The organism is Aliirhizobium wenxiniae (assembly GCF_014201355.1).
GTDB lineage: Bacteria > Pseudomonadota > Alphaproteobacteria > Rhizobiales > Rhizobiaceae > Neorhizobium > Neorhizobium wenxiniae.
In genome coordinates, this window is the sequence record NZ_JACHEG010000007.1 from 68,145 (window position 1) to 94,411 (window position 26,267).

19 protein-coding genes, 1 tRNA gene and 1 pseudogene are annotated in these 26,267 nt (G+C 60.4%); 8 read left to right on the forward strand and 13 right to left on the reverse strand.

Features of this window, described 5'->3' with window-relative positions:
- Positions 1 to 24: 24 nt before the first annotated feature.
- Positions 25 to 1,122, reverse strand: coding sequence for an RHE_PE00001 family protein (locus tag HNQ72_RS23375; RefSeq protein WP_183995820.1), 1,098 nt, complete (start codon positions 1,120 to 1,122; stop codon positions 25 to 27).
- 244 nt (positions 1,123 to 1,366) lie between these two features.
- On the opposite strand from HNQ72_RS23375, the gene selD reads away from it, so the two are divergent.
- The 3 genes from selD (at position 1,367) to HNQ72_RS23390 (ending at position 4,135) form a co-directional block, all read left to right on the forward strand.
- Entirely contained in the window at positions 1,367 to 2,416 is a 1,050-nt protein-coding gene (gene selD, locus HNQ72_RS23380) for a selenide, water dikinase SelD (protein ID WP_183995822.1), read from the forward strand.
- Positions 2,417 to 2,505: 89 nt separating this feature from the next.
- Positions 2,506 to 2,898: a hypothetical protein gene (locus HNQ72_RS23385; protein ID WP_244654510.1), complete on the forward strand. Its 393-nt coding sequence runs from the start codon at positions 2,506 to 2,508 to the stop codon at positions 2,896 to 2,898.
- 169 nt (positions 2,899 to 3,067) lie between these two features.
- A complete protein-coding gene (locus HNQ72_RS23390; RefSeq protein ID WP_183995824.1) occupies positions 3,068 to 4,135 on the forward strand; it encodes a transglutaminase-like domain-containing protein in 1,068 nt (355 codons plus the stop codon).
- A gap of 66 nt (positions 4,136 to 4,201) precedes the next feature.
- Here HNQ72_RS23390 and HNQ72_RS23395 read toward each other — a convergent pair whose 3' ends face one another.
- The 9 genes and pseudogenes from HNQ72_RS23395 to fdnG form a co-directional block, all read right to left on the reverse strand.
- The gene (locus tag HNQ72_RS23395) at positions 4,202 to 4,585 is read right to left on the reverse strand and encodes a hypothetical protein (RefSeq protein ID WP_183995826.1); all 384 of its coding nucleotides are present in this window, start codon (positions 4,583 to 4,585) and stop codon (positions 4,202 to 4,204) included.
- Positions 4,586 to 4,598: 13 nt separating this feature from the next.
- A tRNA-Sec gene (locus tag HNQ72_RS23400) sits at positions 4,599 to 4,694 on the reverse strand.
- Between the two features lie 27 nt (positions 4,695 to 4,721).
- Positions 4,722 to 6,635: pseudogene (gene selB, locus HNQ72_RS23405) on the reverse strand (selenocysteine-specific translation elongation factor); the annotation flags it as partial.
- The gene (locus HNQ72_RS23410) at positions 6,632 to 7,453 is read right to left on the reverse strand and encodes a tetratricopeptide repeat protein (RefSeq protein ID WP_183995828.1); all 822 of its coding nucleotides are present in this window, start codon (positions 7,451 to 7,453) and stop codon (positions 6,632 to 6,634) included. The pseudogene selB and the gene HNQ72_RS23410, both read right to left, overlap by 4 nt.
- Positions 7,440 to 8,840 carry an L-seryl-tRNA(Sec) selenium transferase gene (gene selA / locus HNQ72_RS23415; protein ID WP_183995829.1) on the reverse strand — a complete coding sequence of 467 codons (1,401 nt, stop codon included), beginning with the start codon at positions 8,838 to 8,840 and terminating at the stop codon, positions 7,440 to 7,442. Before selA ends, HNQ72_RS23410 begins: the two co-directional genes overlap by 14 nt.
- Positions 8,841 to 8,844: 4 nt before the next feature.
- Positions 8,845 to 9,768, reverse strand: coding sequence for a formate dehydrogenase accessory protein FdhE (fdhE, locus tag HNQ72_RS23420; RefSeq protein WP_183995831.1), 924 nt, complete (start codon positions 9,766 to 9,768; stop codon positions 8,845 to 8,847).
- A 129-nt stretch (positions 9,769 to 9,897) separates the two neighbouring features.
- Positions 9,898 to 10,614, reverse strand: a complete 717-nt coding sequence (locus HNQ72_RS23425) for a formate dehydrogenase subunit gamma (RefSeq protein WP_183995833.1) — start codon at positions 10,612 to 10,614, stop codon at positions 9,898 to 9,900.
- Positions 10,614 to 11,594: a formate dehydrogenase subunit beta gene (gene fdxH, locus HNQ72_RS23430; RefSeq protein WP_373289483.1), complete on the reverse strand. Its 981-nt coding sequence runs from the start codon at positions 11,592 to 11,594 to the stop codon at positions 10,614 to 10,616. The genes HNQ72_RS23425 and fdxH overlap by 1 nt, the downstream gene beginning before the upstream one ends.
- Positions 11,594 to 14,689, reverse strand: a complete 3,096-nt coding sequence (gene fdnG, locus HNQ72_RS23435; RefSeq protein WP_183995835.1) for a formate dehydrogenase-N subunit alpha — start codon at positions 14,687 to 14,689, stop codon at positions 11,594 to 11,596. The genes fdxH and fdnG overlap by 1 nt, the downstream gene beginning before the upstream one ends.
- Before the next feature lie 294 nt (positions 14,690 to 14,983).
- Here fdnG and osmF point away from each other — a divergent pair, with 294 nt between their 5' ends.
- The 4 genes from osmF to HNQ72_RS23455 all read left to right on the forward strand — a co-directional run bounded on the left by osmF (position 14,984) and on the right by HNQ72_RS23455 (position 18,775).
- Positions 14,984 to 15,895 carry a glycine betaine ABC transporter substrate-binding protein OsmF gene (gene osmF, locus HNQ72_RS23440; RefSeq protein WP_183995837.1) on the forward strand — a complete coding sequence of 304 codons (912 nt, stop codon included), beginning with the start codon at positions 14,984 to 14,986 and terminating at the stop codon, positions 15,893 to 15,895.
- A gap of 77 nt (positions 15,896 to 15,972) precedes the next feature.
- Complete coding sequence (locus tag HNQ72_RS23445) at positions 15,973 to 17,106, forward strand: ABC transporter permease (protein ID WP_183996123.1); 1,134 nt, start codon at positions 15,973 to 15,975, stop codon at positions 17,104 to 17,106.
- Positions 17,103 to 18,041, forward strand: coding sequence for an ABC transporter ATP-binding protein (locus tag HNQ72_RS23450; protein WP_183995838.1), 939 nt, complete (start codon positions 17,103 to 17,105; stop codon positions 18,039 to 18,041). Before HNQ72_RS23445 ends, HNQ72_RS23450 begins: the two co-directional genes overlap by 4 nt.
- Entirely contained in the window at positions 18,038 to 18,775 is a 738-nt protein-coding gene (locus tag HNQ72_RS23455) for an ABC transporter permease (RefSeq protein ID WP_183995839.1), read from the forward strand. Before HNQ72_RS23450 ends, HNQ72_RS23455 begins: the two co-directional genes overlap by 4 nt.
- Before the next feature lie 18 nt (positions 18,776 to 18,793).
- Here HNQ72_RS23455 and HNQ72_RS23460 read toward each other — a convergent pair whose 3' ends face one another.
- From HNQ72_RS23460 to HNQ72_RS23470, 3 genes are all read right to left on the reverse strand, one after another.
- Positions 18,794 to 21,343, reverse strand: a complete 2,550-nt coding sequence (locus tag HNQ72_RS23460) for a DNA translocase FtsK (RefSeq protein WP_183995845.1) — start codon at positions 21,341 to 21,343, stop codon at positions 18,794 to 18,796.
- Positions 21,344 to 21,516: 173 nt separating this feature from the next.
- Positions 21,517 to 22,869: a sigma-54-dependent transcriptional regulator gene (locus HNQ72_RS23465; protein ID WP_183995847.1), complete on the reverse strand. Its 1,353-nt coding sequence runs from the start codon at positions 22,867 to 22,869 to the stop codon at positions 21,517 to 21,519.
- Between the two features lie 2 nt (positions 22,870 to 22,871).
- The gene (locus tag HNQ72_RS23470; protein WP_183995849.1) at positions 22,872 to 24,707 is read right to left on the reverse strand and encodes a sensor histidine kinase; all 1,836 of its coding nucleotides are present in this window, start codon (positions 24,705 to 24,707) and stop codon (positions 22,872 to 22,874) included.
- 216 nt (positions 24,708 to 24,923) lie between these two features.
- Between HNQ72_RS23470 and HNQ72_RS23475 the strand changes: the two genes are divergently transcribed.
- Complete coding sequence (locus HNQ72_RS23475; RefSeq protein WP_183995851.1) at positions 24,924 to 26,249, forward strand: dicarboxylate/amino acid:cation symporter; 1,326 nt, start codon at positions 24,924 to 24,926, stop codon at positions 26,247 to 26,249.
- Positions 26,250 to 26,267: the final 18 nt, after the last annotated feature.

Here is a 26,267-nt window from a genome sequence, read left to right on the forward strand (position 1 = left end):
CCTGCCGACAGGCCGGATATGGCATCAGATGATGCCCCAGGCACGAAACCGCCCTCGCCCCGTCAGCTCTCTCAGATGCAATTCCGAAGCGATCTTCAGCGCGCCTTGCGGCGTCACGCAAAGCGATTTTGCGATCATGCCCGAAGACACGATCGGTCGGGAGAGAACAAGATCGACAAGCTGGGGCAGTTTCGATGACTGACGCCGTCCGGCGATCCGGTGCTGCATCTGCTGCTGCGCCAGCACAAGGCGATCATGTTCCTTAAGGCCTGTCTGGCCGGCTTCGGTGATCGCCTCGAGAAAGGCCAGGATACGAACCTCCTGCTTCGGACTTGTCCGCAATTCCCGCCCGACCTGTTTCAGCCCCAGATTGAACGCCGCCAGATGTGCCGTCGTGATGCCCTCTTTCCTCAGAAGCGAGGCGGCGAGCAACCGGCCCAGCCATGGAGCATGCTGAAGCACCTGCAGCTGGTTCCAGGCATCCAGCAACAAGACGGCCCGAAGCACCGGCGGCAGGCTCGCACTTGCGTCGACCACATCCTGCCATTCGGCAAGCCGCTCGTCCTCGTTCCAGTCCGGTTCGTAAAGAAGTGCTGCGCGTTCCTTGGGATAAGACGGCGCAGATGGCCTCAGAACCTGAGAAAGTGCTGCCTCGCTTCTGGCGACGGCAGCGTCGATTTCGGCCAGATATTGCGCCAGCGGATCATCTTCATCCTGCAGACCGGCGGATTTCGTCTCCAGTGGCGTCTCCGCGGGCATGGCAGATGGACGCTCCACCGCCTTTCCCCGCAACTGGTTCAGCCCTTCCCGGCTCAGCGCCCAACCGGGCTCATTCTCGATGATGCGCCGCCTGGTTCGCAAAATATCGTGGGCTATCGTCAGTTCATGCGTCGGCGCACGAATGCCCATCGCCGCATCGTGCAACACCAGATCTTCCAGATGCACAAGTTCGCCATCGATCCAGAGCGACGCCACCGCATCGACGAAATGTGATCTTTCGCTCCAGCCCGGACCGACTGCCGACCGAGAAATCCGCTCGTCGAGACGCGTGATCGCTGCAGTCGCCCGGCAGGCCGGCTCCATCAGCCGATGCAACGGCAGATCCGCGAAATTGTAGCGCATGCTCTTTACCGATCCCAGAATCGTTACGATCATCATAGCGAATGAAGCGTGCTGTAAGAACAATCATGTCGGTAAACCGGATGCTGGCTGTCTCGCCCCGCTCAAACCCGGCCCTTTCACCACTCAGTGATTGAATTAGAACATCGGCCTAACGTGATAGACGCGCGGTTATCAAGGCGTTATCACCTCCATAACCCATGCCACACGAACCGCAATCTGCGGCACGCTCCGAAGGAGGAATACCATGGATATGTCGTCTCCCCGTCTGACCGAGCTTGCCCATGGTGGCGGTTGCGGCTGCAAGCTTGCACCCGCCGTCCTGCAGAAACTGTTGGCAGGCCAGCCGGCCGCGCAGCCTTTCGCACAGCTTCTGGTCGGAAACGAGATGTCCGACGACGCCGCTGTCTGGCAGATCGACGACAATACATGCGTGATCGCCACCACGGATTTCTTCATGCCGATGGTGGACGACCCCTACGATTTCGGCCGCATCGCCGCCACCAACGCAATTTCCGATGTCTATGCCATGGGCGGAAAGCCGATCATGGCGCTTGCGATCCTGGGTATGCCGATCAACAAGCTGGAGCCGGAAAAGATTTCCAGAATCCTCGAAGGTGGCGCATCGATCTGCGCTGAAGCTGGCATCCCGGTTGCGGGCGGTCATTCCATCGACAGCGTCGAGCCTATCTATGGTCTTGCCGTAATCGGCATCTGTCACCCTAGTCAGGTGCGCCGCAATGGCGGAGCAAAGGCCGGCGACAAGCTCATCCTCACCAAGGGCATAGGCATTGGCATCTATTCCTCTGCTATCAAGAAGAATGCTCTCCCGAAAAAAGCTTATGACGAGATGATCGCCTCGACGACACTGCTCAACAAGGTCGGCACAACGCTTGCCGCCGATCCCGACGTTCACGCCATCACCGACGTTACTGGCTTTGGCATTCTCGGCCACGGTCTGGAAATGGCCCGCGCCTCCGGGTTGACCCTGAGGCTCAGCCTTGCCGACATCCCGTTTCTGACGAAGGCCGAGGAACTTGCGCAACAGGGCTTTATTACCGGAGCGTCGGTCCGCAACTGGGCGAGCTATGGCGATGCGATTACGCTGCCGGAAGATATGCCGGAATGGCAGAGAATGTTGCTGGCCGATCCGCAGACGTCTGGCGGCCTGCTGGTCGCCGTCGCGGCCGACAAGGCAGATGCGTTGGTAGGTCAGGCGCGGGATGCGGGTTATCCCCTGGCGACCGTTGTCGGCACGGTAGAAGACGGCGCAGCCGGCATTGTCGTCAACCGCTGATCGACTTCATCTGATCCGTTCACCCAATCGGATTATCCAAGGGAACTCGCCTTTGTGCACAAGCGTTGTGGGCAAAGGAAGGAGTTCCCATGATGCCCGTTTTCCGCGCCACACTTCTGGCCTCTCTCGCCGCCTCCGCCTTGGCGATGGCAAGTGTTCCGGCGATAGCCCAAACACCTAATAGCGGCTCTCCGCCTTCGGCCCAAAGCCTTGAAGGCAAGGGCAACTGCAATTCAGCCAATAAGGCAGAAGCAGCAACTGCGCCAGATCGCCGGAGTGCTGATGGGACCGCGCCCGGAAATATAGGTTCGACCGGCTGGACCGGCGGTACAGGCGGCGCCCATATGGGAACTAATCCCCAAGGCGCGCTGCCGGAATCCAGAACATGGCAGCCACCAACTGCGCGCGGTCTTGATCTCGCCATGGCAGTACCCAGCGAGCAGCCCGCAGGTGGTGGGGCAGAGGTCAGACAGGGGTGCTGATTTCCGACTGAACCGCTCAAAAAAGCTTGAAAATTGCGATTCCTGTTTCGCCGACTGCGGCAAAGGAGTAAGTCCAGGCGACATTATATCGCAATTTGAGCCGCGCATTGTACGCCTTGAAACAAGTTTGGTTCAGCGTGATGCGCAGTCGACAGGAGTTGGACCCATTATGTTGAACCGTCGCCGTTTTCTCAGCCATGCCGCAACTGCCTCTGTTGCCGCTGCATTCGCTTCCCGCGGCGCCAGCCCGGTTTTTGCTGCCGACAAAGTGGCTGATACCGGCGCATGGCGCACATTCGAGGTAACCACCAAGGTGGACCTCACCGACACGACAGGCTCGGCAAAGCTGTGGCTGCCTGTTGCCCAGTCGGCCGGCGAATACCAGAAGGCATCTGCGCCGCACTGGATGTCCGATTCGAAGCAGATCGCAATCAAGAAGGATTCCACATCCGGCGCTGATATTCTTTCTGTCGAGTGGCAGGCTGACGGAAAGCGAAGCATCGAATTCACCCAGACGGTCCAGACACGCAATCGCACCGCCGACGGCGTTTCGGTATCACGGGCCGAACTTGATGCCGCTCTCGTCGCCACGCCGAGCGCGCCGATCGACGGCATCGTCAAGGATACGGCGATGAAGATCGTCGGCGCCCGTGAGAAAGACGAGGACAAGGCCCGCGCCATCTATGACTGGGTCGTCGAAAACACCTTCCGCGATGCCAATGTCGCCGGCTGCGGCGTCGGTAATGTGAAGGACATGCTGGAAAGCGGTTATTTCGGCGGGAAATGCGCCGATATCAATAGCCTGTACACGGCGCTTGCCCGGGCCGCCAGCCTTCCTGCCCGTGACGTCTTTGGTGTTCGCGTGGCGACATCGGAACAATTCAAGGCGCTCGGCCGCGCCGGCGACATTACCGGTGCACAGCACTGTCGCGCCGAAGTCTATCTTGAAGGCCAGGGCTGGGTTCCTGTCGACCCGGCCGATGTCCGCAAGGTCGTGCTTGAAGAAAAGCTGCCGCTCGACAACGATGCCGTCCAGGCTTTCCGCCAGAAGGCTTTCGGCAACTGGGAAATGAACTGGATTGGTTACAACACAGCCCGTGACATCACCCTGCCGGGCAACGAAATCCGCCAGAATTTCTTCATGTATCCCGCAGCCTTCACATCGCGCGGTGAAGTGGATTGTCTAAGCCCGAAGACATTCGCCTATTCGATTTCCTCCAAGGAAATCACGGTCTGATACCCGTCTCCTGATCGAATAAAGCCGCCTTTCGGGCGGCTTTTTATTTGAGGAAGTATGCTGCGATCAGTGCGGTTTGATTTCCTCAATCATCAGCCGAAGCCCATCCTTATTGAAAAACTCGCCATCGCGGATCAGCGAGCGGTCCTCTTCCAGCTTACGCACCAGTGAAGCCAAACGCACCTTGGCCTCCCGATCTTCGACAAGCCCCTCACGGCCGGCACGGTAGAACACGGCGCCCGACCAGTTGACACCAGCGCCCTTAAAAAGGTTCGTCATATCGGGCCAGCGCAACTCGTCGCCCACCACATGCAGATAAGCGGAGCGCAGCAGTTCCACTTTGATTTCCGTGATCGAGACCAGAATGAAGAGCATGGTGAAAGAGCCGGTCTCGGCATAGGTGTCGATCACCCAGTCGTCGAAATCGCTATCGGCGGGAGCACTACTCATGACTTTCTCCTGATGGCGGAAGAGAATGGGAGTCGAACCCACCCAAGACAGCGTCGCTGCCCCACCCGGATTTGAAGTCCGGACGCCCCACCGGGGACGATTCTCTTCCATTTTCGGCATCAGGACCGGACAAGCCGAACAGGTCGAGCCGATGCGGGTTGATACGGCGAAGATCCCCTCGCCGCAAGGTCACACCATGGCGATCGAAAAACTCGAGGATTTCGATCGCGACCTTTCTACCGTTGTTGACACGGTCCCGGAAGGATCCGGCAACGAATTCCCCATGTTCCGCCACGGTTGCCAGCTCGCGCACGAACCGCACCATCTCCGCCGTGGTTTCGCGGGTGAAGAAGTGGTCGTGGCGGATCTGGTCAACACGACCAAGCCGGGCACAAAGTTTCAGTACACGCCGGATCTCGCGCTCTTCGGCACTGATCAGTTCGACAAGATCGCGCACGCGCGGCGGGCGGAAACGGTTTTCACCGGTGAGATGCGGCAGAATTTCGGAATAAAGTGCTTCCTCTTCCTCCCCCAACTGCGCCACATGGGTGGGCAAGCGTAGAAACGCGCCTTCAAGCACGATATTGCCGACCGCGGCTTCGGCGCGCATGACGGCGAGAAAAGCAGGTGCCGGAAGACGCGGCGTCATAGCCATGCGCAGCCGCTCGCGCCCTTGGCCCTGCAACTCCGGGTTTTCCGCGTGGAAGGTCGTCAACAGTTCGATCAGTTGGGTGGAGAAGGCCGCGCGATGGGCGGCCGACATGGCGTAACCGACACCTCCAGCTTCGACCAACACGATACCGGCTGCGTCCGTCACGGCCGTCAATTGCGGTAGTGACATCGCACGGTCGCGGGCAAATGCGTCGAGATCGACCAAATAGGGCGCGGTATCCAGCAATGCGGCAAGCTGTTCGGCTGCAGTGGGCCTGCTCGCGGCCGTTAACTGTTCTAGCCGCTCAGGCGTGCGCCGTTTTCTGGCGGGCGGCCTCAGGTCGATGAGGTATCCACCGCCAATGGTGCGTTGAGCCGAGACATCGCGCAGGATGAAACGATCACCAACCGCTGCTGCGATCGCACGATCGAGCACAAGCTGCACGCGACCGGTCGTGCCCGGCGCCACCGGTCCTTCGAGCGGCACTATGCGCACTCCGGTTTCAACGCTTTCATGATGAAAACGCGCCGAAAACCACTGGCCGATCGCCTTGGGCTCGTTCGCCAACACCGAGAGCTCGGCATCTATCCGGTCAGTCGGAGCGTGCAGGAGAGGATCGACCACCATGTCGCCGCGATGGATTGCATCCTTGGCGATCGCCTCTCCGGCGAGATTGAGCGCGCAGCGTTGCCCGGCAAACCCGCGCTCGACTTTCTGGTTTTGCGCGTGGATGGAGCGGATACGGGCCGACAGGCCCGAAGGCGACACGGTCACCGCATCGCCAATAGCAACAGAACCGGAAAGAACCGTGCCGGTGACGACGGTGCCGGCACCCGAAAGCGTGAAAGAACGGTCGACGGCAAGACGGAAGCGGCCCTCGATCGCAGTCTCAACAGTTGCCCGCTCCGCCTCGGCAAGGATCGACTTCAGCTCCTCGATGCCCTGACCTGTCAGCGCAGAGACCGGCAGAATATCGATACCGCTCAAGCGCGTAGGGGCAAGCAGGTCCTGGATCTCATTGGAAACCGTGGCGGTCCGCTCCTCATCCGCCAGATCAGCCTTGGTCAGCGCTACGACACCACGGTCGATGCCGAGCAGGTCCAGAATGGCGAGATGTTCTCGGGTCTGCGGCATGACCCCGTCATCGGCCGCCACCACCAACAGCGCGTAGTCAATTCCACCTGCACCCGCCAGCATGGTGTGGATGAAGCGCTCATGGCCGGGCACGTCGATAAAACCGGTGACGGCATCGCCTGAAAACCTGGCATAGGCAAAACCGAGATCAATGGTGATGCCGCGCGCCTTTTCTTCCTTCAGTCGGTCGGCATCGGTACCGGTCAGCGCTTTAACAAGCGCCGTCTTGCCATGATCGATATGGCCTGCGGTTCCGATGATCATGACTTGTCTCCCGCAGCTATCATCTCCGAGAGCGGCAGTTTCGCGCGGCGTTCAGCGTCCGTCGTTTCGGCCAAAGTGAGGTTTTCGCGAGCCGCATTCAGAAATGGCTGGGCCAGAGCGCTGCCGCCAGCCAGGGCACGAAGCAGCCATGCGAGTGCAGCAACGCGGTCGGCCGGCACTCCTGCACCCATATGGTAGGCAGCTCCCAGCATCGCCTGCGCATCCGCGTCGTCTCCTGCGGCCCCCTTGCGCCACCAGGAGACGGCCTTGACAGGATCGCGATCGACACCGATGGCGTTGTGATAGAGCATGCCGAGCCGGGTCATCGAAGTGGCAACACCCGCTTCGGCCGCGCGTTCGGCCCAGAGCTTTGCCTCTGCCGGATCAAACCCAATGATTTCGCCCTCAAGCAAAAGCCAGCTCAGCATATCCTGCGATGGCGCGTCATCCTGTTCGGCCGCAAGCCGATAAAGTACTGCGGCTCTAGCTGGATCGGCATCCAAGCCAGTGGCATCCGAACCTTGCATGTAAAAAGCCGCGCAGTTACGCTGACCGACGGGATCTCCAGCTTCCGCCGAAAGCGTCAACCATTTCAACGCCAGCGGACGATCTGACGGCACGCCAAGCCCTTCGGCGAAACAGGCCCCAATATTGTTTTGTGCGCGGGCAACGCCCATACGCGCCAAGGGCTCCCAAAGCGCAAGCGCCGTATCGTAATCTCCGCTATTGGCCGCAGCCAGAGCATGTTCCATCTTGACAGAAACCGTATCAGCCGCAGTTTCCGTCGCCTTGCCGCGCAGCCGGTCAAGCCAGCGCATGACCGGTCCCCTCGGAAAGGCTCGCGATGAAGGAATTTTCATCGGTAAGGCAACGCAGATCCAGCACCATGGCGCCATCCTGCAACCGCCCAAGGATCGGCCGCGGCAACGAGCGAAACAGTGACGCCAGTCCTTCCAGCGCACTGCCCGATGCGGCAGTGATCCGCAACCCGGCACTCGGGACAGTATCGACCGGCAACGCCCCGGAGCCGATCTGGCTCGAGCACGGGCAAATCTCGACACCGTAACCTTGTCGCTGCAGCAGCGATGTGACTTGTGGCAACAAACGCTCCGCCTGCGCCCGGATTTCCGGCTGCTTGCGCGACAGCATGCGCAGAGTCGGCAGGCGTTCGCCCAGTCGGTCCGGATCACGATAGAGTTTCAGAGTTGCGGCAAGCGCAGCGATGCGGATCTTGTCGACCCGCAGCGCCCGCTTCAGCGGGTTACGGTTGATTTCGGCGATCAGGTGCTTGCGGCCGACTATGAAGCCCGCCTGCGGCCCGCCAAGCAGCTTGTCGCCGGAAAACGTCACGAGATCGGCGCCTTCCGCTACAGCCTCGCGCACGGTCGGCTCCTTGGCGAGCCCGTAGCGAGAAAGATCGACCAGCGTGCCGGATCCGAGATCGTTCAGCAGCGCAACCCCCAGATCCCTGGCGATCCTCGCAAGCTCGGCACCCTCAACCTCCGCCGTAAACCCTTCGATCCGGTAGTTGGAGGTGTGAACCTTGAGGATCAGCGCCGTCTCCGGCCCAACCGCCTTAATGTAGTCTCGCGCGTGCGTGCGGTTGGTCGTGCCGACCTCAACTAGCTCAACCCCGGCGCGCTCCATAATGTCGGGCATTCGGAATGCGCCGCCGATCTCGATCAGCTCACCGCGTGAAACGATCGCCTGACGCCCGGCACCGATCGCATTGAGCGAAATCAGAACTGCCGCTGCATTGTTGTTGACGATCGTCGCATCCTCGGCGCCGGTCAGTTCACAGAGCAGTTCGCGCAGATGGCTGTCACGTTCACCACGCCGGCCGGTATCGAGGTCGAATTCGAGCGCTGCTGCATCCCGCATCGCGTCAACTGCCGCGGCGATTGCTTCTTCGGCGAGTAGCGCCCGTCCGAGATTGGTATGCAGCACTGTGCCTGTGAGGTTGAACAGCGGCCGAAGGTTTGATTTATCCAGATAACCGAGGCGGCTGATCAGCGAGGCGAGCACACCCGCCTCATCCGGAACATCGGCGCCGGCCTTCACCGCTTCCCGGATATCGACAAGCACGCCCCTCAACTCGTCGGTCACCACGACGCGGCCATGGCGCTCTAGCAAAGGCGCAATTGAATGCAGGTTCATCATCCGGTCAACTGATGGCAGATGGCGAAGATCGGCTAATCCCGGCATCGGCTCAGTATCCGATCAGAAAGGGATTAAAACCCGCACGGCGATAGTCGGTTTCCTTCATCAAAAGGTCGAGGCCGAGGCTTGAAACATCATCGGCAATCATTTCCAGCGTCGGGTTCTTATTCTGGTAGAGGATCTTGCTCCAGCTGTTGCAGCTGTCGCAGGTCTCGGCCTTGATCACGGCGTCCTCGCCGCCATCGATCTCGACCGCGCGATAGCCGACACCCTTGGTTGAGCCGCAGACGATGCATTTCACCCGGACTTCGTTCCACATCGTCGAGCAACAGGAGCAGCACGCGTAACGCGCTCCTTCCGCCCCCTGCACGCCGATCACCATCGAGCCAGCCGGTTTTCCCCCACAGGAAGGACAGACACCGACCGATACCGGCACCAGCGCCTTGCCATCAAGCCCTGCTGCGAGACGAGCCGCATGAACCTGCGTCGCGGCTGCAACATAGAGATGGTGCGCGAGGCTTTCGACCGGCAGGCTGTCGGCAATGACGTTCTCCGCCATCCAGCCAACCGTCTCTTCATCGGCGGCGCTCACTGCTTTCAGCGCTTCCGCCGCTGCTGCCGGCATTTCCAGGGCCTTTGCACGGTCGAGGAACAGCCGCAAGGTTTTGCGGTAATCATCCGACCGGATCATCGCAGAACGATCGATCGGCGGCATGGCGGCTTCGCGGGCACGAGCAATCTGTTCGGCCTCGACCGGCTCCACCGGCTCAAGCTCGGAAACGATATCCGCCTGGATACGTGCGATACTTGCGAGGAATTTGAGATAAGGCGCGAGATTGCTGGTCTCGGCCAGAACCTCGAAGCGTGTCGCCCGTTCCCTGAAAAAACGGGCCGGGTTCGGCATCAGGGAGAAAGGCGCCTTGGAGATGCCCCCGATCATCGAGGGATCAGGCTGTAGGGATGATACGGACATTCTACCTCGCAGGGCCGACCGGCCACAGCTTCCTGTCGCGCATTGCTTTGATGGCAAAGAGCCTCACAAGCAGATGCGTCATTGAAACCTATGGGGGCGTCGCACGCACAGGCGCGCAACGCCCCGTTTTCATTCTGCCGGATCGATCCTGCCGCGTCCAGCCATGTCCTTGAACCACTTGCGATGGTGGCGCCATGCCCAGCCACCAGTCACGGTTCCCCGCGTCATGGCGCTGATCGTGCCACGCGTCCAGATCGCCGCATAGACATGCAGTATGAAGACCAGGATGATCGCAACCGCTGCAAGCGAATGAACCAGAAGCGCGATGCGCTGGGTCGGAATGCTTGTCAGCAGACCGAAATACTGTTCCCACGCCATGATGCCGGTCGCAATCAGCACGATGATCAACGAGGCCATGCCCCAGAAGATGAACTTCTGACCGGCATTGTATTTGCCGAGTTCCGGCAAACGCTCCTCATGTCCGCCGATCACGTCGCCGATCTGCGAGGCCCATTTCACATCGTCCCGGTTCGGCAGGTTCAGCTTCCACAACTGTGCGAAGAGGATGAAGAACGAGAAGAACAGCACGATGCCGATCCATGGGTGGATCCAGCGCGTCATCTGCCCACCGCCGAAGAGTTCGGTCAGGAAAAACAGCGACGGATGGAACATGGCGAGGCCGGACAGCAACAGTAGGATCAGGCTGATCGCCGTGATCCAGTGGTTGATGCGCTTGCCGACGCCATAGCGAACGACCTCGACTGGCGGGCCACGCCGGATCGTGTCTTCGGCACCAGCCTTGGCGGCTGCGACGTTGGCGGAGGTGTTATCCGTTAGACTGCTCATCAGGCGTTCTCCTCACGCTTGTCGGCGTGATCAACGGCTTCCTGGGCTTCCTGTTCCTCGTGTTTCGACACGCGATTGGCCTTGGCGAACAGGCCGTGCAGGATTGTGCCTGCCGCAGCAAGCCCCATCACTGCGAGGCCAGCATATTTGGTCGCCCCCTTCCACGTCTGCACGACGGCGGAAATGGCAGGGTTGTCCGGCAGGTCCGCATAGATATGCGGCTTGTCGTTATGGTGCAGCACATACATGACGTGTGTGCCGCCGACGCCCGGCGGATCGTAAAGACCGGCATTGGCATAACCGCGCGACTTCAGATCGGCGATGCGGCCTTCCGCATGTTTCTTCATGTCTTCCTTGGTGCCGAAGACAATCGCCTGCGTCGGGCAGGCCTTGGCGCAGGCAGGCCCCTGACCGACGGCAACACGGTCGGAACAGAGCGTGCATTTGTAGGCACGGTGATCCGTCTTCGAGATGCGGGGAATATTGAAGGGGCAGCCCTTCACGCAATAACCGCAGCCGATGCAGTTCTCATGCACGAAGTCGACGATGCCGTTCGAATACTGCACGATCGCACCCGGCGAAGGGCAGGCCTTCAGACAGCCAGGATCGGCGCAGTGCATGCAACCGTCCTTGCGGATCAGCCATTCCAGATTGTCGGTCTCAGGGTTTATCCATTCGGAGAACCGCATGAGCGTGAACATATCGGCGGAAAGGTCGTGCGGGTTGGTATAGACGCCGACATTCTCGCCGATTTCCGGATTGGTGTCGTTCCACTCCACACATGCCGACTGGCAGGCTTTGCAGCCGATGCATTTCGACACGTCGATGAGCTTTGCGACGGGAGTGAGCTGCCGCTCGGGTTGCGGCAGCTCGGATGTTGCAGAGCGCCGGATGAGGTCGCGCTGCGTGAGGTTGGTCTCCATCGGTTGCACCGGCGGATTGCTGACGGCGGTGCGCGGGCTGTCCATGGTATTGGCCATCAGACGCTTGCCTCCTTGTCCTTGGGTGCGGTCGAAGGCTCGATATTGACGAGGAACGCCTTCGATTCCGGGGTCTCGATATTGGCGTCACCGACAAAGGCTGCGAGCGAGTTCGGGCCAAAGCCCTTTTTCGCCGAGCCGGTAAAGCCCCAGTGCAGCGGTATGCCGACGATATGAACCGGCTTTCCGTCGCAGATGAGGGGCCGGATGCGCTTCGTCACCACGGCCTTGGCCTTTACCGAACCACGTTTCGACCACACGCGGACCCAGCCGCCATGTTCGATCTTCTTTTCCGCGGCCAGCTCTTCCGAAATCTCCACGAAGAATTCCGGCTGAAGCGCCGAGTTCACCCGGTTGTGCTTCGTCCAGTAGTGGAAATGTTCGGTCAGGCGGTAGGAGGTCGCCGCATAGGGGAACTCCGCCGACGTGCCGAGCTGGGCTGCATCCGATGCGAATACACGGGCAACGGGGTTGCCGCGCATCTTTCGATTGAAGACGTTTTCGACCGGGCTTTCGAAGGGCTCCATATGAGCCGGGAAAGGACCGTCACGCATCATGCCGCGAGCGAACAGACGCGAGACGCCTTCCTGGTTCATAATGAAGGGGCCGACATCCTGGGGTTTCGCCGTGGGGGCGATATCCGGAACGTCATAACCGGTCCACTTGGAACCATCCCATTCGAGTAGCTTGCGGGTCGGATCCCACGGCTTGCCGTTGATGTCCGCCGACGCGCGGTTATAGAGCGTACGGCGGTTCAGCGGCCAGGCGAAGGTCCAGCCCAGATAGGCACCGGTATCGTCCGGATCGTGGTTGTCACGACGGCCCATATTGTTGCCCTGCTCGTTCCAGCAGCCGGAATACACCCAGCAGCCGGCCATGGTCGAACCGTCGTCGCGAAGCTGCGAGAAGTTGACCACTTGCTTGCCGGCGGCAACCAGAACCTTGCTCGGATCGGTCGGGTCCATGAGATCGCTCAGCGCACGGCCGTTGATCTCCTTCGCCAGCTCTTCCGCCGTCGGTTCGTTCTCGTCCTCGTAGTTCCACGACAGGTTGAGGATCGGATCGGGGAAGGCGCCGCCTTCCTTGCGATACAATTCTCTCATGCGCAGGAAAAGCTGCGCGATGATCCAGCTGTCATGCTTGGCTTCGCCCGGAGGCGAACTTGCCTGCCAGTGCCACTGCAGCCAACGGCCCGAATTGGTCAGCGAGCCGTCTTCTTCTGCAAAGCAGGTTGTCGGCAGCTGGAACACTTCGGTATTGATGGATGCGGTATCCACGTCGTTGAAGTCGCCGTGATTTTCCCAGAACCGCGAGGTCTCGGTTTCCAGCGGGTCCATGGTGACCATGAACTTCAGCTTCGACAGAGAAGACGTGATCTTGGCCCGGTTGGGGAAGGCCAAGATCGGGTTGAAACCCTGGCAGATATAGCCGTTCACCTTACCGCTGTTCATCAGTTCGAACATGCGAAGGACATCGTATGCCGGAACGTCGAGTTTCGGTATGTAGTTGAACGCCCAGCCATTTTCGGCTGTCGCAGCGTCACCCCACATGGCCTTCTGGAAGGAGACCATGAACTTCTTGTAGTTCTGCCAGTAGCTGGTCTGACCCGGACGAAGCGGCTTGAACTGACGCGTCGACATATAAGTGTCGAAGTCGGTGTCCTTCTCCGTCGGCATCGTCAGATAACCGGTCAGGAGATGGGACATCAGGCCGAGGTCCGTCAGACCCTGGATGTTCGAGTGGCCGCGAAGGGCGTTCATGCCGCCACCGCGTACGCCGATATTGCCGAGGATCAGCTGCAGCATCGCCATGGCGCGGATGTTCTGCGAACCCTTGGAATGCTGGGTCCAGCCGAGCGCATACATCGACGTCATCGTCTTGGTCGGCGTCGAGCATTCCGAGATCATCTCGGCAACCTTGAGGAATTTCTCCTTCGGCGTACCGCAGACCTGTTCGACCAGTTCCGGCGTGTAAGGGGCGAGATGCTCCTTCAACAGGTTCCAGACGCAACGTGGATGCTCAAGCGTCGGGTCGGTCACGGCAAAGCCGTCATCGCCCAAGACATAATCCCATGTGGATTTGTCGTAGTCACGCTTTTCCTCGTCATAGCCGGTAAACAAGCCATCCTTGTAGCCGAAACCGTCTTTCACGATGAACGAGGCGTTGGTGAACGCCTTCATGTATTCCCACTGCACCTTGCCGTTATCGATGCAATATTTCATCACCCCGTTGAGGAAGGCGATGTCGGTACCCTGGCGGATCGGCGCGTAATAATCCGATACGGAGGCCGTACGGGTATAGCGCGGGTCAACGACGATCAGCTTGGCGCCGCGATGGGCCTTTGCTTCCGTCACCCATTTGAAACCACAGGGGTGAGCTTCCGCCGCGTTGCCGCCCATGACGACGACGAGGTCGGTATTCTTGATGTCGGTCCAAGCATTCGTCATTGAACCACGGCCAAAAGTTGGGCCCAAACTGGACACCGTGGGGCCGTGTCAGACGCGTGCCTGATTATCGAAACCGACTATACCTATGGACTTGGCGAACTTGAAAGTTGCCCAAGCCGTTTCGTTGGAAGTGGCCGACGCTGCAAGCATGCCCGTCGTCGTCCAGCGGTTGACATCCAGTCCCTTCTCGTTCTTGGCGAGGAAGTTGGCGTCGCGGTCGTCCTTCATCAGCCGCGCGATGCGGTCGAGAGCCTCGTCCCAGGACATACGTTCGAACTTGTCCGAACCGGGCTTGCGATGCATCGGGTACAGGAGGCGTGTCGGGGACTTTACGAAGTCCTTGAGCGCCGCCCCCTTGGGACAGAGCGTCCCGCGATTGGTGGGGTGGTCGACATCGCCTTCGATGTGGACGACTTCCGCATTGCCACCCTTGCGCACATCGCCCTTCGAATAGATGATGATGCCGCAGGCGACGGAACAGTAGGGACAGGTCTGGCGGGTTTCCGTGGTTGTGGCCAGCTTGAATGGCCGCACATGAGCGATTTCAGCGGCTTCAGCTTCGCTGAAACCCAGAGCGCCCATGGAAGTCGCCGCAACCCCTGCCCCAGCGAGCTTCATAAAGCTGCGCCTCGAGAGGTCCATATTCATCGTGAATCTTTCTCCATTCTAATAGAACGAACCAGGTGCGACATTATGCCGGAGCAACCTCATGTCAAGTTAACGGCGACCCGAGTGCCGACATTGTGACGGATTTCGACAACCAACTTTCCAGTGCACCCCCTTTCGCCTTAACTCGATAAAAAAACGAAGGTTTTTCCACTTCCGGGCATTCGTTAGTCGAATCGTCCTCGACACTTTTGACCGGCGCTCTAGCTTTCCTGCGAACCACTTCATCAAACGCGCCGGCATTGCGGCCGGTTCCAGGAAACCAGGGAAGTTCCGATGTCGCTCACCACTAAGTTCGCGGGCTTTATACTCGCCTTGTCCCTCTCTGCCACGGCGGCATCGGCACAGGTCGTCGTCTCGTCGAAGATCGACACCGAGGGCGGTGTCCTCGGAAACATCATCCTGTCGGTCCTGAAAGCCAATAATATCGAGGCGACCGACCGCATCCAGCTCGGTGCTACGCCCGTGCTGCGCAAGGCGATCACCGCCGGAGAGATCGACATCTATCCGGAATATACCGGCAACGGCGCCTTCTTCTTCGAGAAGGCCGATGATCCCGCCTGGAAGGATCCGGCACAGGCTTATGAGACCGTCAGGAAGCTCGATCTTGACGCCAACAAGATCGTCTGGCTCACACCTTCGCCCGCCAACAACACCTGGGGCATCGCCGTCCGCCAGGATGTTGCCGAGGGAAACAAGCTGAAGACGCTCTCTGATTTCGGCAAGTTCATCGCCGGCGGCGGCGAGATCGTGCTGGCGGCATCCTCCGAGTTCGTCAATTCGGCAGCCGCGCTCCCCGCCTTCCAGACCACCTATGGCTTCAAGCTCAAGCCGGAACAGCTGATCACGCTTTCGGGCGGCGACACCGCGGCAACGATCGCGGCAGCCGCCAATCAGACGAATGGCGCGAATGCGGCTATGGTCTATGGCACGGATGGCGGCATCGCCCCCTCGGGCCTCGTCGTGCTCGATGACGACAAGAAGGTGCAGCCTGTCTATCAACCGGCCCCGATCATTCGCCAGGCTGCGCTCGAAAAGAACCCGAAGATCGCCGAATTGCTGAAACCCGTCTTCGAGAAGCTCGATCTCGTGACACTGCAGGATTTGAACGGCCGCGTACAGGTCGGCGGCGAGCCGGCAAAGACTGTCGCCGAGGACTTTTTGAAGAAAAACGGCTTCCTCAAGTAAGGCCGACAGGGCTTCGACACGATAGAAGGGGCAACCGCTTGCACAAAGGCAGAGGGCTGGAAAAGACGGGTGTGCTGATGGCCGCTCTTATCTTGGTTTCGACCTTTTTGCTGCCCTTCATCGTGGTCAAGCCGAACCGTATCCTTGAGGGTCAGGGGCAGATGCTGATCGATGCGCTCCCTTCCGTGAGCAGTATCGCGCTTGCTGCTGCGCTGGTTATCGTCGGCTTGTGCCTGCTTCTTCGCCTTCCGGCTTCGGCACGGCTGGCAATCGTGACGGCCGCGTTGCTTGCCGTGATACTGGCCCTCGGTAGTGCCGCCAATGCGGGACTGCCGCCGGGCAATTCCTATGCACGCGTGTCACCCGGCTCTGGCTTCTGGCTGCTTCTCTTCGCTCTCTCGCTGGCCTTCATCGATGTCATCGCCAAGCTCAAGCTCTCACCGACCGTCCGGCTGATGCTGCTCCTCATCGCGATCGTGGCCGTTGGCGGCATATTCGCATCCGGCATTCTCGCCGATATCTCGGTAATGAAGGAATATGCCAACCGGGCCGACGCCTTTTGGGCAGAGATGTCGCGTCATGCGATGCTCGCGCTCGGCTCCATGCTGGTCGCCTTCCTGATCGGTCTGCCGCTCGGCGTCGTCTGCCATCGCGTATCATGGCTGCGTGCGGCAGCGCTCAATATGCTCAATATCCTGCAGACCATCCCCTCGATCGCGCTGTTCGGCCTTCTGATCTTGCCGCTTGGCTGGATGGCGGCGCACATTCCCGGTGCTGCGGCAATCGGCATATCCGGCATCGGCACGGCTCCGGCCTTCGTAGCACTTGTGCTCTATTCGCTTCTGCCGGTCGTTGCCAACACGGTCGCCGGTCTCGAAAACGTGCCGCGCGAGGCAAATGATGCGGCCCGTGGAGCCGGCATGACCGACCTGCAGCGTCTCTTCTCCATCGAGTTCCCCTTGACCTTTCCGAGCCTGCTTGCGGCAATCCGCATCGTCCTCATCCAGAATATCGGCATGGCGACGATCGCGGCGCTGATCGGCGGCGGCGGCATGGGCGTCTTCGTCTTCCAGGGGCTGGGTCAGTCGGCGATGGATCTTGTCCTGCTTGGCGCGCTCCCGACCGTCGCCATGTCCTTCGTCGCCGCCATCGTGCTCGATGCGCTGGTGGATTTCAGCAAAGCACCCGGCAGCGAGGTCCGTCCCGCATGATCGATATCCAGTCCGTCACCAAGCGTTATGGCGGCAAGGCCGTGGTCGACAGCGTGTCATTCGCGGTTCCCGAGGGCACGATCGCCGTTCTTGTCGGCACATCCGGCTCGGGCAAGACGACGCTCCTGCGGATGATCAACCAGCTCGTTTCGCAGGACGAAGGTACGATCCTGATCGGCGGGGAAGACACGCGAAACATCCCCGGCCACGAACTCAGACGACGGATCGGTTATGCGATCCAGGGCCATGGCCTGTTTCCCCATCGCACGGTGGCCGAAAACATCGCAACCGTGCCGCGCTTGCTCAAATGGGACAGGACGCGGATCAACGCCCGGGTTGACGAACTTCTTGATCTCTTCCAGCTCGATCCGGCCGCTTTCGCCGACCGTTATCCGCATCAGCTCTCCGGCGGCCAGCAGCAACGTGTCGGCGTTGCCCGCGCGCTTGCCGCCGAACCGAAAATCCTGCTGATGGACGAGCCCTTCGGCGCGCTGGACCCGGTTCTGCGTGGCAAGGCGCAGGACGAGTTGCTGGCGATCCAGAAACGCTTCGGCACGACGATCGTCGTCGTCACCCATGATATCAACGAGGCATTCCATCTCGGCGACACGATCGCCGTGATGGACAAGGGCATGCTCCTGCAATACGGCCGCCCCATCGACCTCCTGAAGGCACCGGCGACACCCTTTGTCGAAGGGCTGGTCGGCGCGTTCGACCGTCCGTTCCGGCTTCTTGCGCTCGACACTGTCGCCGGGCTCATCGAACCGGGAGAGGCTCAGGGAGAACCTATCGAAGCGGTTAGAACCCGGCAGGACGCTCTGGCGGCCCTGATGTGGAGCGGCGCGGATGCGCTTCCTGTCGTCTCGACTGACGGAAAACCGCTCGGTCGTGTGAGATTGCAGACACTGTTGCGCCAGGCGGTCAGGCCGCAATGAGCCTTGTTCGCCTTGCACCCCGCATCATTCTTCTCCTGCTGGTGGTCGGCTTTCTCGCCTCACCGGAGAGTTTCGACTTCGTCTTCAGGCCTCTGGTTCAGGCCAATGCACCGGCAATCTACAATCAGGGCGATCTTGCCGCCCTGACGCTGCTGCATGTGCGCATGGTGTTCATCGCCACGCTTTTCGCAACCATCATTGCGGTGGCGCTGGCGATCCTCGTCACCCGCCCGTTCGGTGCCGAATTCCTGCCGCTTGCCCGAACCGTGGTGAATATCGGCCAGACATTTCCGCCGGTCGCGGTGCTGGCACTGGCCGTTCCCGCCATGGGTTTCGGCAACGGGCCGACGCTGGTCGCACTGTTCCTCTACGCTCTTCTGCCGATTTTCGAAAATACGATGACGGCGCTGACGACGGTGCCGCCGAACATAACCGATGCCGCCAAGGGCAATGGCATGACGCCCATCCAGATTTTTCGGCAGATCGAACTGCCGCTCAGCCTGCCGATGATCGTCGGCGGCATCAAGATCTCGACCGTCATCGGCTTCGGCACCGCCACGATCGGCTCGACGGTGGCGGCAAAGACGCTCGGCGAGGTCATTATCGCAGGATTGCAGTCGAACAATCTCGCCTTCATCTTACAGGGCGCGCTTCTTGTCGCCGCCCTTGCGATCCTCGTCTTCGACCTTCTGTCGATGGCCGAACGATCACTGATGAAATGGAAAGCCGCCTAAGCGGCTCTCTGATAAATCCTATTCCTCAGCGGGACGCGGCTGTACCTGCTGTGGGCCAAGGATTTCGCGCTTGCCGACATGGTTCGGCGCGCCGACGAGGCCTTCCTTCTCCATCCGCTCCACCAGCGAGGCGGCGCGGTTGTAGCCGATCGACAGGCGGCGCTGGATGTAGGAGGTCGAGCACTTCTTGTCGCGCTGGACGATCTTGACGGCACGCTCGTAAAGATCGTCGCCATTGTCTTCCGCACCCATTGACGTCTGGTCGAAGACAGCTGCATCTTCCTCCTCCTCGACGCCATCCTCTTCCTCGTCCTCGGTGACGCTGCCGAGATAGGAAGGCTGGCCTTGAGTCTTCAGATGCGCGACGACCTTCTCGACTTCGTAATCGGAGACGAACGGGCCGTGGACACGGGCAATCCGCCCGCCGCCCTTCATATGCAGCATGTCGCCCTGGCCGAGAAGATGTTCGGCACCCTGCTCACCGAGGATCGTGCGGCTGTCGATCTTCGACGTGACCTGGAAGGAGATACGGGTCGGGAAGTTCGCCTTGATCGTGCCGGTGATGACGTCGACGGACGGACGCTGGGTCGCCATGATGAGGTGGATACCGGCGGCACGCGCCATCTGCGCCAGACGCTGGATCGCGCCTTCGATTTCTTTGCCGGCAACCATCATCAGGTCGGCCATCTCGTCGACGATGACGACGATATAGGGCAATGCCGTCAGATCGAGAGCCTGTTCCTCGAACACCTGCTCGCCGGTCGAGCGGTCGAAACCGACCGGCACGCTGATCATGATCGTCTCGCCCTTGTTGCGCGCTTCGGCAACGCGGGCGTTGAAGCCGTCAATGTTGCGAACGTTGAGGCGCGACATCTTGCGATAACGCTCTTCCATCTCGCGCACGGCCCATTTCAGCGCCAGAACGGCTTTCTTCGGATCTGTCACGACCGGCGTCAGCAGATGCGGGATGCCGTCATAAACGGAGAGTTCCAGCATCTTCGGGTCGACCATGATCAACCGGCATTCTTCCGGGCGAAGATGGTAAAGCAGCGACAGGATCATCGTGTTGATGGCGACCGACTTGCCGGAGCCGGTCGTGCCGGCGACGAGAAGATGCGGCATCTTTGCGAGTTCGGCGATGACCGGTTCGCCGCCGATCGTCTTGCCGAGGCAAAGCGGCAGACGGTAATCGGTGCCGATATAGGAATTGCTTTCGACCAGTTCGCGCAGATAGACGGTCTCGCGCTCTACATTCGGCAATTCGATGCCGATGACGTTGCGGCCCGGGATCACGGCGACACGGGCGGACAGAGCCGACATCGAACGGGCGATATCGTCCGACAGGTTCATCACGCGGGAAGATTTCACGCCCGGAGCCGGTGCGAATTCATAGAGCGTCACGACCGGACCGGGACGAACGTCGATGATCTCGCCCTTTACGCCGAAATCTTCGAGAATGCTTTCCAGGAGCCCGGCGCTCTGTTCCAGCGCCTCCTGGCTCATCGTCTGCTCTTCGCGCGGCTCGGCAACCTGCAGCAGATCGATATCCGGGAATGTGTAGTCCTCGGCAAAGGTCAGCATCCGCGGCTTGCGTACGGCAACCGGCGCGGGGGGCTGGATCTCGACCGGCTCCGCCACCAATACAGGCTGTTCAACCACTGCTTCGACCGGCGTTGCAAGAGCGACGGTATCGATGAATGGGACGGCCTGAGGCTCGATAGCGATCCGAGCGGGTGCCGCCTGCCTGATCGCAATCTGGCGATAAAGATCGATCGCGGACGGCGCTTCGTGAACGACAGGAGCAATGACCGGTGCGGCCACGACGACAGGCGCAGCAGGAGCATGCACGGGGGTCGGCGGCACGAAACGGGTGACGGTCGGCTTCAGCGCCGCGGGAACTGGCTTCGGCGCGACCTGAGGTGCGGCAGTCAATGCGCGCGGCGAGGCTTTCTGCTCGATGTTTTCAGAAGCGCCAAGGCTCATCATCTCCCAGATCAGGTGATCCGGGATCGACGTCACGCGGCGGACGGGTGCGTTTTGCGCCGGCATGCTTTCCGGCTGCACAGGGGCAGGCGTCGGATCAGCGGCAACCGGCTGGCGATAGATCGGCTGTTCAACGACCCGCTGCATGGCTGCCTCGATCGGCTGCGAAACGGGAGCGGCAGGCGCGGAAGATGCGAATGCCTGGCCGATGCGGCGCTGGAGATTAGTCACTTGGGAACCTGTATTTGCATGATGTGGAGCCGGCTGGCCCGCGGGCATGGAGATGGCGATCGGCTGCGGCGCCTGCGCTGGAGAGATGTTCTCAGCATGGCCGGCCTCCTCGACGATAACGACGTCCTGCTTGGCAGGGCCGCGGCCGGGCGTGCGGGTAAAGCGCACATTGGGCGCCAGAATGAAAGCGCGCTGCCATGTCGGCAGCTTTTCCGGATCAAGCTCGACCGCCGGTATCGGCTCCGGCAACGGCAGAGGCTGCTCCGCATCATTGGCGGCCACGAACTCCTGTTCGTCACTCCAATTTGCGTCTTCGACTGGGGAAATGTCTTTGCGGGAAGGCGGAAAATGCATGTACGCGAAACCATCAAACAACGTGATCACACCGGTCCCTGTTAATAAAAAGAAAACCTTAACCAGGTGTTTCCGAGACCAGTCTTTTCCGCATCATTTTAGGCCGAGCGAAGATTAGGCCATCCCGTCACCCCACGCGACAGCGCGGTAAAAACCTCGCAAATCCAGGGCTTTCAGCGGCGTTCCGCGTAGTCACTTCGAACGATTCCATGACGTTGAAGCTTGTCATAAAATGTCTTGCGGGGGATGCCGAGCGCCATGATCGTCTGCTGAACGTCCCCGCCGAACTCGGTCAGCGTCTCGCGAATGATATCGGCCTCGAAACGCTCCAACCGCTCCGGCAGACCCACACCATCTTCGGCCTTGGCCATCGGTGCCGACAGCGGTGCAGACGGTTCGAGACCGAGCACGAATCGCTCTGCATAATGGGAAAGCTCGCGGACATTGCCCGGCCACGCATGATCGCGCAGGTGATCGACCACCTGGCGTGGCAGGTCCGAAACCTCGCGACCAAAACGCTGTCCTGCCTTTCTGGTGAAATAGTTGAACAGGAGCGGAATGTCTTCGCGCCGTTCCCTCAGCGGCGGGATCGTCAGCGTGACGACGTTCAGCCGGTAATAGAGATCTTCGCGAAAGACCGCCCTTTGGTCAGGGTGACCAAGATCGACCTTGGAGGCTGCCACGACGCGCAAATCTACCGGGCGCACCTCGTTTGTGCCGAGCGGCGTGACCTCGCGCATTTCCAGAACCCGCAGCATCTGCACCTGGGTGGAAAGCGGCATGCTCTCGATCTCGTCGAGAAACAGCGTACCGCCGCTCGAATGCTCGATACGGCCGACCCGCTTCTTCTGCGCCCCGGTAAAGGCCCCCGCCTCATGGCCGAAAAGCTCGCTCTCGATCACCTGTTCCGGAAGAGCGCCGCAGTTCAGCGCAACGAAATTGCCGGCCGATCGCCGGCTCCATGAATGGAGAATGCTTGCAACCACTTCCTTGCCGCTGCCCGTTTCTCCGGTCACCAGCACATCGACGTCCGTATCGGCGATCTGGCGAAGCATATGGCGCAACCGCTCCATGACCGGTGTCTGGCCGATCAACGGCAGGCCTTCGTCAGCTTCGGCACCGGCAGTCCGCAACCGCCGGTTTTCCATCACAAGGCTCCGCTTTTCCGCGGCATGCCGGACACACTGGATCAACCGTTCGGTTGCAAACGGTTTGGCGATGAAGTCGTAAACGCCATTCTGGATGGCCTTCACCGCCATCGGTATATCGCCGTGACCGGTCATCAAAATAACCGGCAATTCACGATCGAGGCCCGAGATCCTGTCGAAAATCTGCAATCCGTCCAGCCCCGGCATGCGGATATCCGAGACGACCACGCCTGGAAAACCGTCGCCGAGTTGCGACAGGGCCTCGCTGCCGGCAGAAAACGAGTGGACATCGAAACCGGCCAGGCTCAGCGTCTGGGCGGTTGCCTTCAACAGGTCCTTGTCGTCATCGATGAGAAAAACGGGAACGGCTGCGGTCATGTTCAGGCTCTTTTCAGATGAACGGTAAATCGGGTCCCGGCGTCGCCGGTCTCGACATCCAGCTGACCGCCATAGTCCGCCACGATGTCCTTGCAGATGACCAGCCCGAGCCCCAGACCTTTTTCCTTGGATGAATTGAACGGCTGGAACAGTTCGGCGAGAATGTCGGACGCGATGCCCGGACCATTATCCGCCACGCCGATCGAAACCTTGTCATCGGTCGCCATTGCCGAAACGGTGACCTGTCCCGTCTCACGTCCCTCGACCGCTTCAAGCGCGTTCTGCAGAAGGTTGATGAAGATCTGCTCCAGCCTCAGCCGGCTTCCCATCACCTCCAGATTTTCCGCAATCGGCTCGATGACCAGCATGTCCAGCGACCCGGTGAACCGGCTCTGCAGCAAAAGGACCGCACCTTCGAGCACTTCCGAAAGCGATACCGGTTCGGCCGCCGTGCGGCCGCGCCGCGAAAGCGCCTTCAGATCGTCGGTAATCGCGCCGATGCGTTCGGTGAGTGAGGCGATCAGATCGAGATTTTCCTGCACCGGCTGTATCTGCTGCCGTTCGAGAAAGATCTTTGAATTGTCGGCATAGGCGCGGATCGTCGCCACCGGCTGGTTGATTTCGTGCGCTACGCCGGCGGCAACCTGCCCGAGGATGGCGAGACGGTTGGCCTGTACCAGATCCTGCTGCACCGCCTGCAGCTTCACTTCGGTGGATTTGCGATTGGAGATTTCCGCCTGCAGGTTGTCACGCGTCAGGCTGAGATCGCGCGTTCGTTCATCGACACGCCGTTCGAGCTCCTCACGCGCCGCCAATGCGCCGATGATCTGCGCCTGCGCCATCTGCCGGCGGCGGATCCAGACCGCCGTCAGGGCCAGCACGGCGAGAAGCACGAGGGCGGCAATCAGCCGGAACTCGCGCATATCCGCGGCAACCGCTCCGTCGATCGGCAGAAGATACTGGAAGTGCCAGCCGGTCGAGGCGACGGGTATGGAGATCTGCAGGTAGCGGATCTGCCCGCCGCCCGGCAGAAGAACCCGGATAATATCCGCATCCGGCGCCAGAATTTCCAGCCGCGTCACCGGCAAGGGGAGAAGCGGCGCATCACCGAATTGCAGGCTTTCACGAATGGACGAGAGGCTGGATTGCGGCAGTGGTTCCGTGGTCATGAAACGCCAGGATGGTATGGTCGTGATCAACACGACATGATTGTTGTCGGTGACGAAAGACGGCCGCTGCGTATCGCCCCAGTCAGCCTCAAGCTGATCGAACTCCATCTTGGCGACGACGACGCCGAGCGGCTTTTCCGGCGGACCGACCCGGTATGAAATGTAGAGACCCGGCCGGTTACTGACGGAACCGAGCGCAAAATGCTCAGCTCCGCCCTCCTTCATGCCGCGGGAAAAATAGCTCCGGAACGTGTAGTCATTGCCGACAAAGCTCTTTTCCTCGCGCCAGTTGCTGGCCGAAACCGCGATACCGTCGGCTGCAACGACATAGATCACCGCCGCCTTGGTCGGTGCGATCAGTTCCTCGAGCTTGCGGCTGAGGGCAATCCGTGCAGCAGGATCGTTGGAGGATAGCGTGTCGACCACATCGCGATCCTGCGCCAGGAGCAGAGGCAGCGCGCGCGGCCGTTCAAGCACTGCCTGCAGCAACGCCACTTTAAGGCTTGCTTCGGTCCTGCCCTGCAAAGACAGGCCGGCAAGTGCCGTCGCGCGTCCATAAACACCCGCGACGTAAAAAGCCGCGCCAAAGGCCGCAAGAGCGACAAGGCAGAAAACGATCCAGGTGCGGCGCATTGCCGGCAGGCGCTCGGCTATCTGAGGAGTCGACATAAATGAACTTGAGCATAAATCCGCACGCAATACAAATATGCCCGTGCGGAAATCCGCTCAAATTCAAGCGAGCAAATGACGAAATGCAATTTAATCGATTGTAATCAAGACTTTATGCCGCAGGCGGCAAACTGGCACACCTCTTGCTGCCTTCATTCCGACATCAATGCGCCCGGGAAGAGCCAGCTGGTTGGTTGTGGCGCGATGGAGGACAAAATGATTGCAATACCCGAATCCACGCAGCCGCGTGCCCCCGTGCCGCTGTACCGCCAGCTTTATGTTCAGGTTCTGACCGCCATCGTCATTGGCATGCTGATCGGCCATTTCTGGCCTGATTTCGGCGCCAGCCTGAAGCCGCTCGGCGACGCGTTCATCAAGCTCGTCAAGATGATCATCGCACCGGTGATCTTCCTGACCGTCGCCACCGGCATTGCCGGCATGTCGGACCTCAAGAAGGTCGGGCGCGTCGCCGGCAAGGCGATGCTCTACTTCCTGACCTTCTCGACGCTGGCCCTGATCGTCGGCCTCATCGTGGGCAACGTACTGCAGCCCGGCGCCGGGATGAACATCGATCCGGCCACGCTCGACGGCAAGGCTGTTGCGGCTTACGCCACCAAGGCGCACGAAACCACGATCACCGGCTTCCTGATGAACATCATCCCGGACACGATCGTCGGCGCTTTCTCGCAGGGCGATATCCTGCAGGTGCTGTTCTTCTCCGTCTTGTTCGGCATCGCGCTCGGCATGGTCGGCGAAAAGGGCAAGCCAGTCCATGACTTCCTGACTGCGCTTACCGCTCCGATGTTCCGCCTCGTCGCCATCCTGATGAAGGCAGCTCCGATCGGCGCTTTCGGCGCCATGGCCTTCACCATCGGCAAATACGGCATCGGTTCGGTTGCCAACCTCGCCTTCCTCATCCTGTCGTTCTACATCACCGCGATCCTGTTCGTTGTCGTGATCCTCGGCGCGGTTGCGAAATATAACGGCTTCTCGATCTTCGCCCTGCTGCGTTACATCAAGGAAGAACTGCTTCTCGTACTCGGCACCTCCTCCTCGGAAGCTGCCCTGCCGAACCTGATGCAGAAGATGGAACGTGCCGGCTGCAAGCGCTCGGTTGTCGGCCTGGTCATCCCGACCGGTTATTCCTTCAACCTCGACGGCACCAACATCTACATGACGATGGCGGCTCTGTTCATCGCCCAGGCAACTGGCATCGACCTGTCGCTCGGCGACCAGATCCTGCTTCTGCTCGTGGCAATGCTCTCCTCCAAGGGTGCGGCAGGCATTACCGGCGCAGGCTTCATTACGCTCGCTGCAACGCTTTCGGTCGTTCCGTCCGTTCCGGTCGCCGGCATGGCGCTTATCCTCGGCATCGACCGTTTCATGTCGGAATGCCGCGCGCTGACCAACCTCGTCGGCAATGCGGTCGCCACCATCGTCGTTGCACGCTGGGAAGGCGAACTCGACAAGGACATGCTGGACGCGGCGCTTGCCAAGGGTTCCAACGTCAACGTGCCGGGCAACCTGCAGCCCGCCGAATAAGCCTCCCAAGGCTTGGAT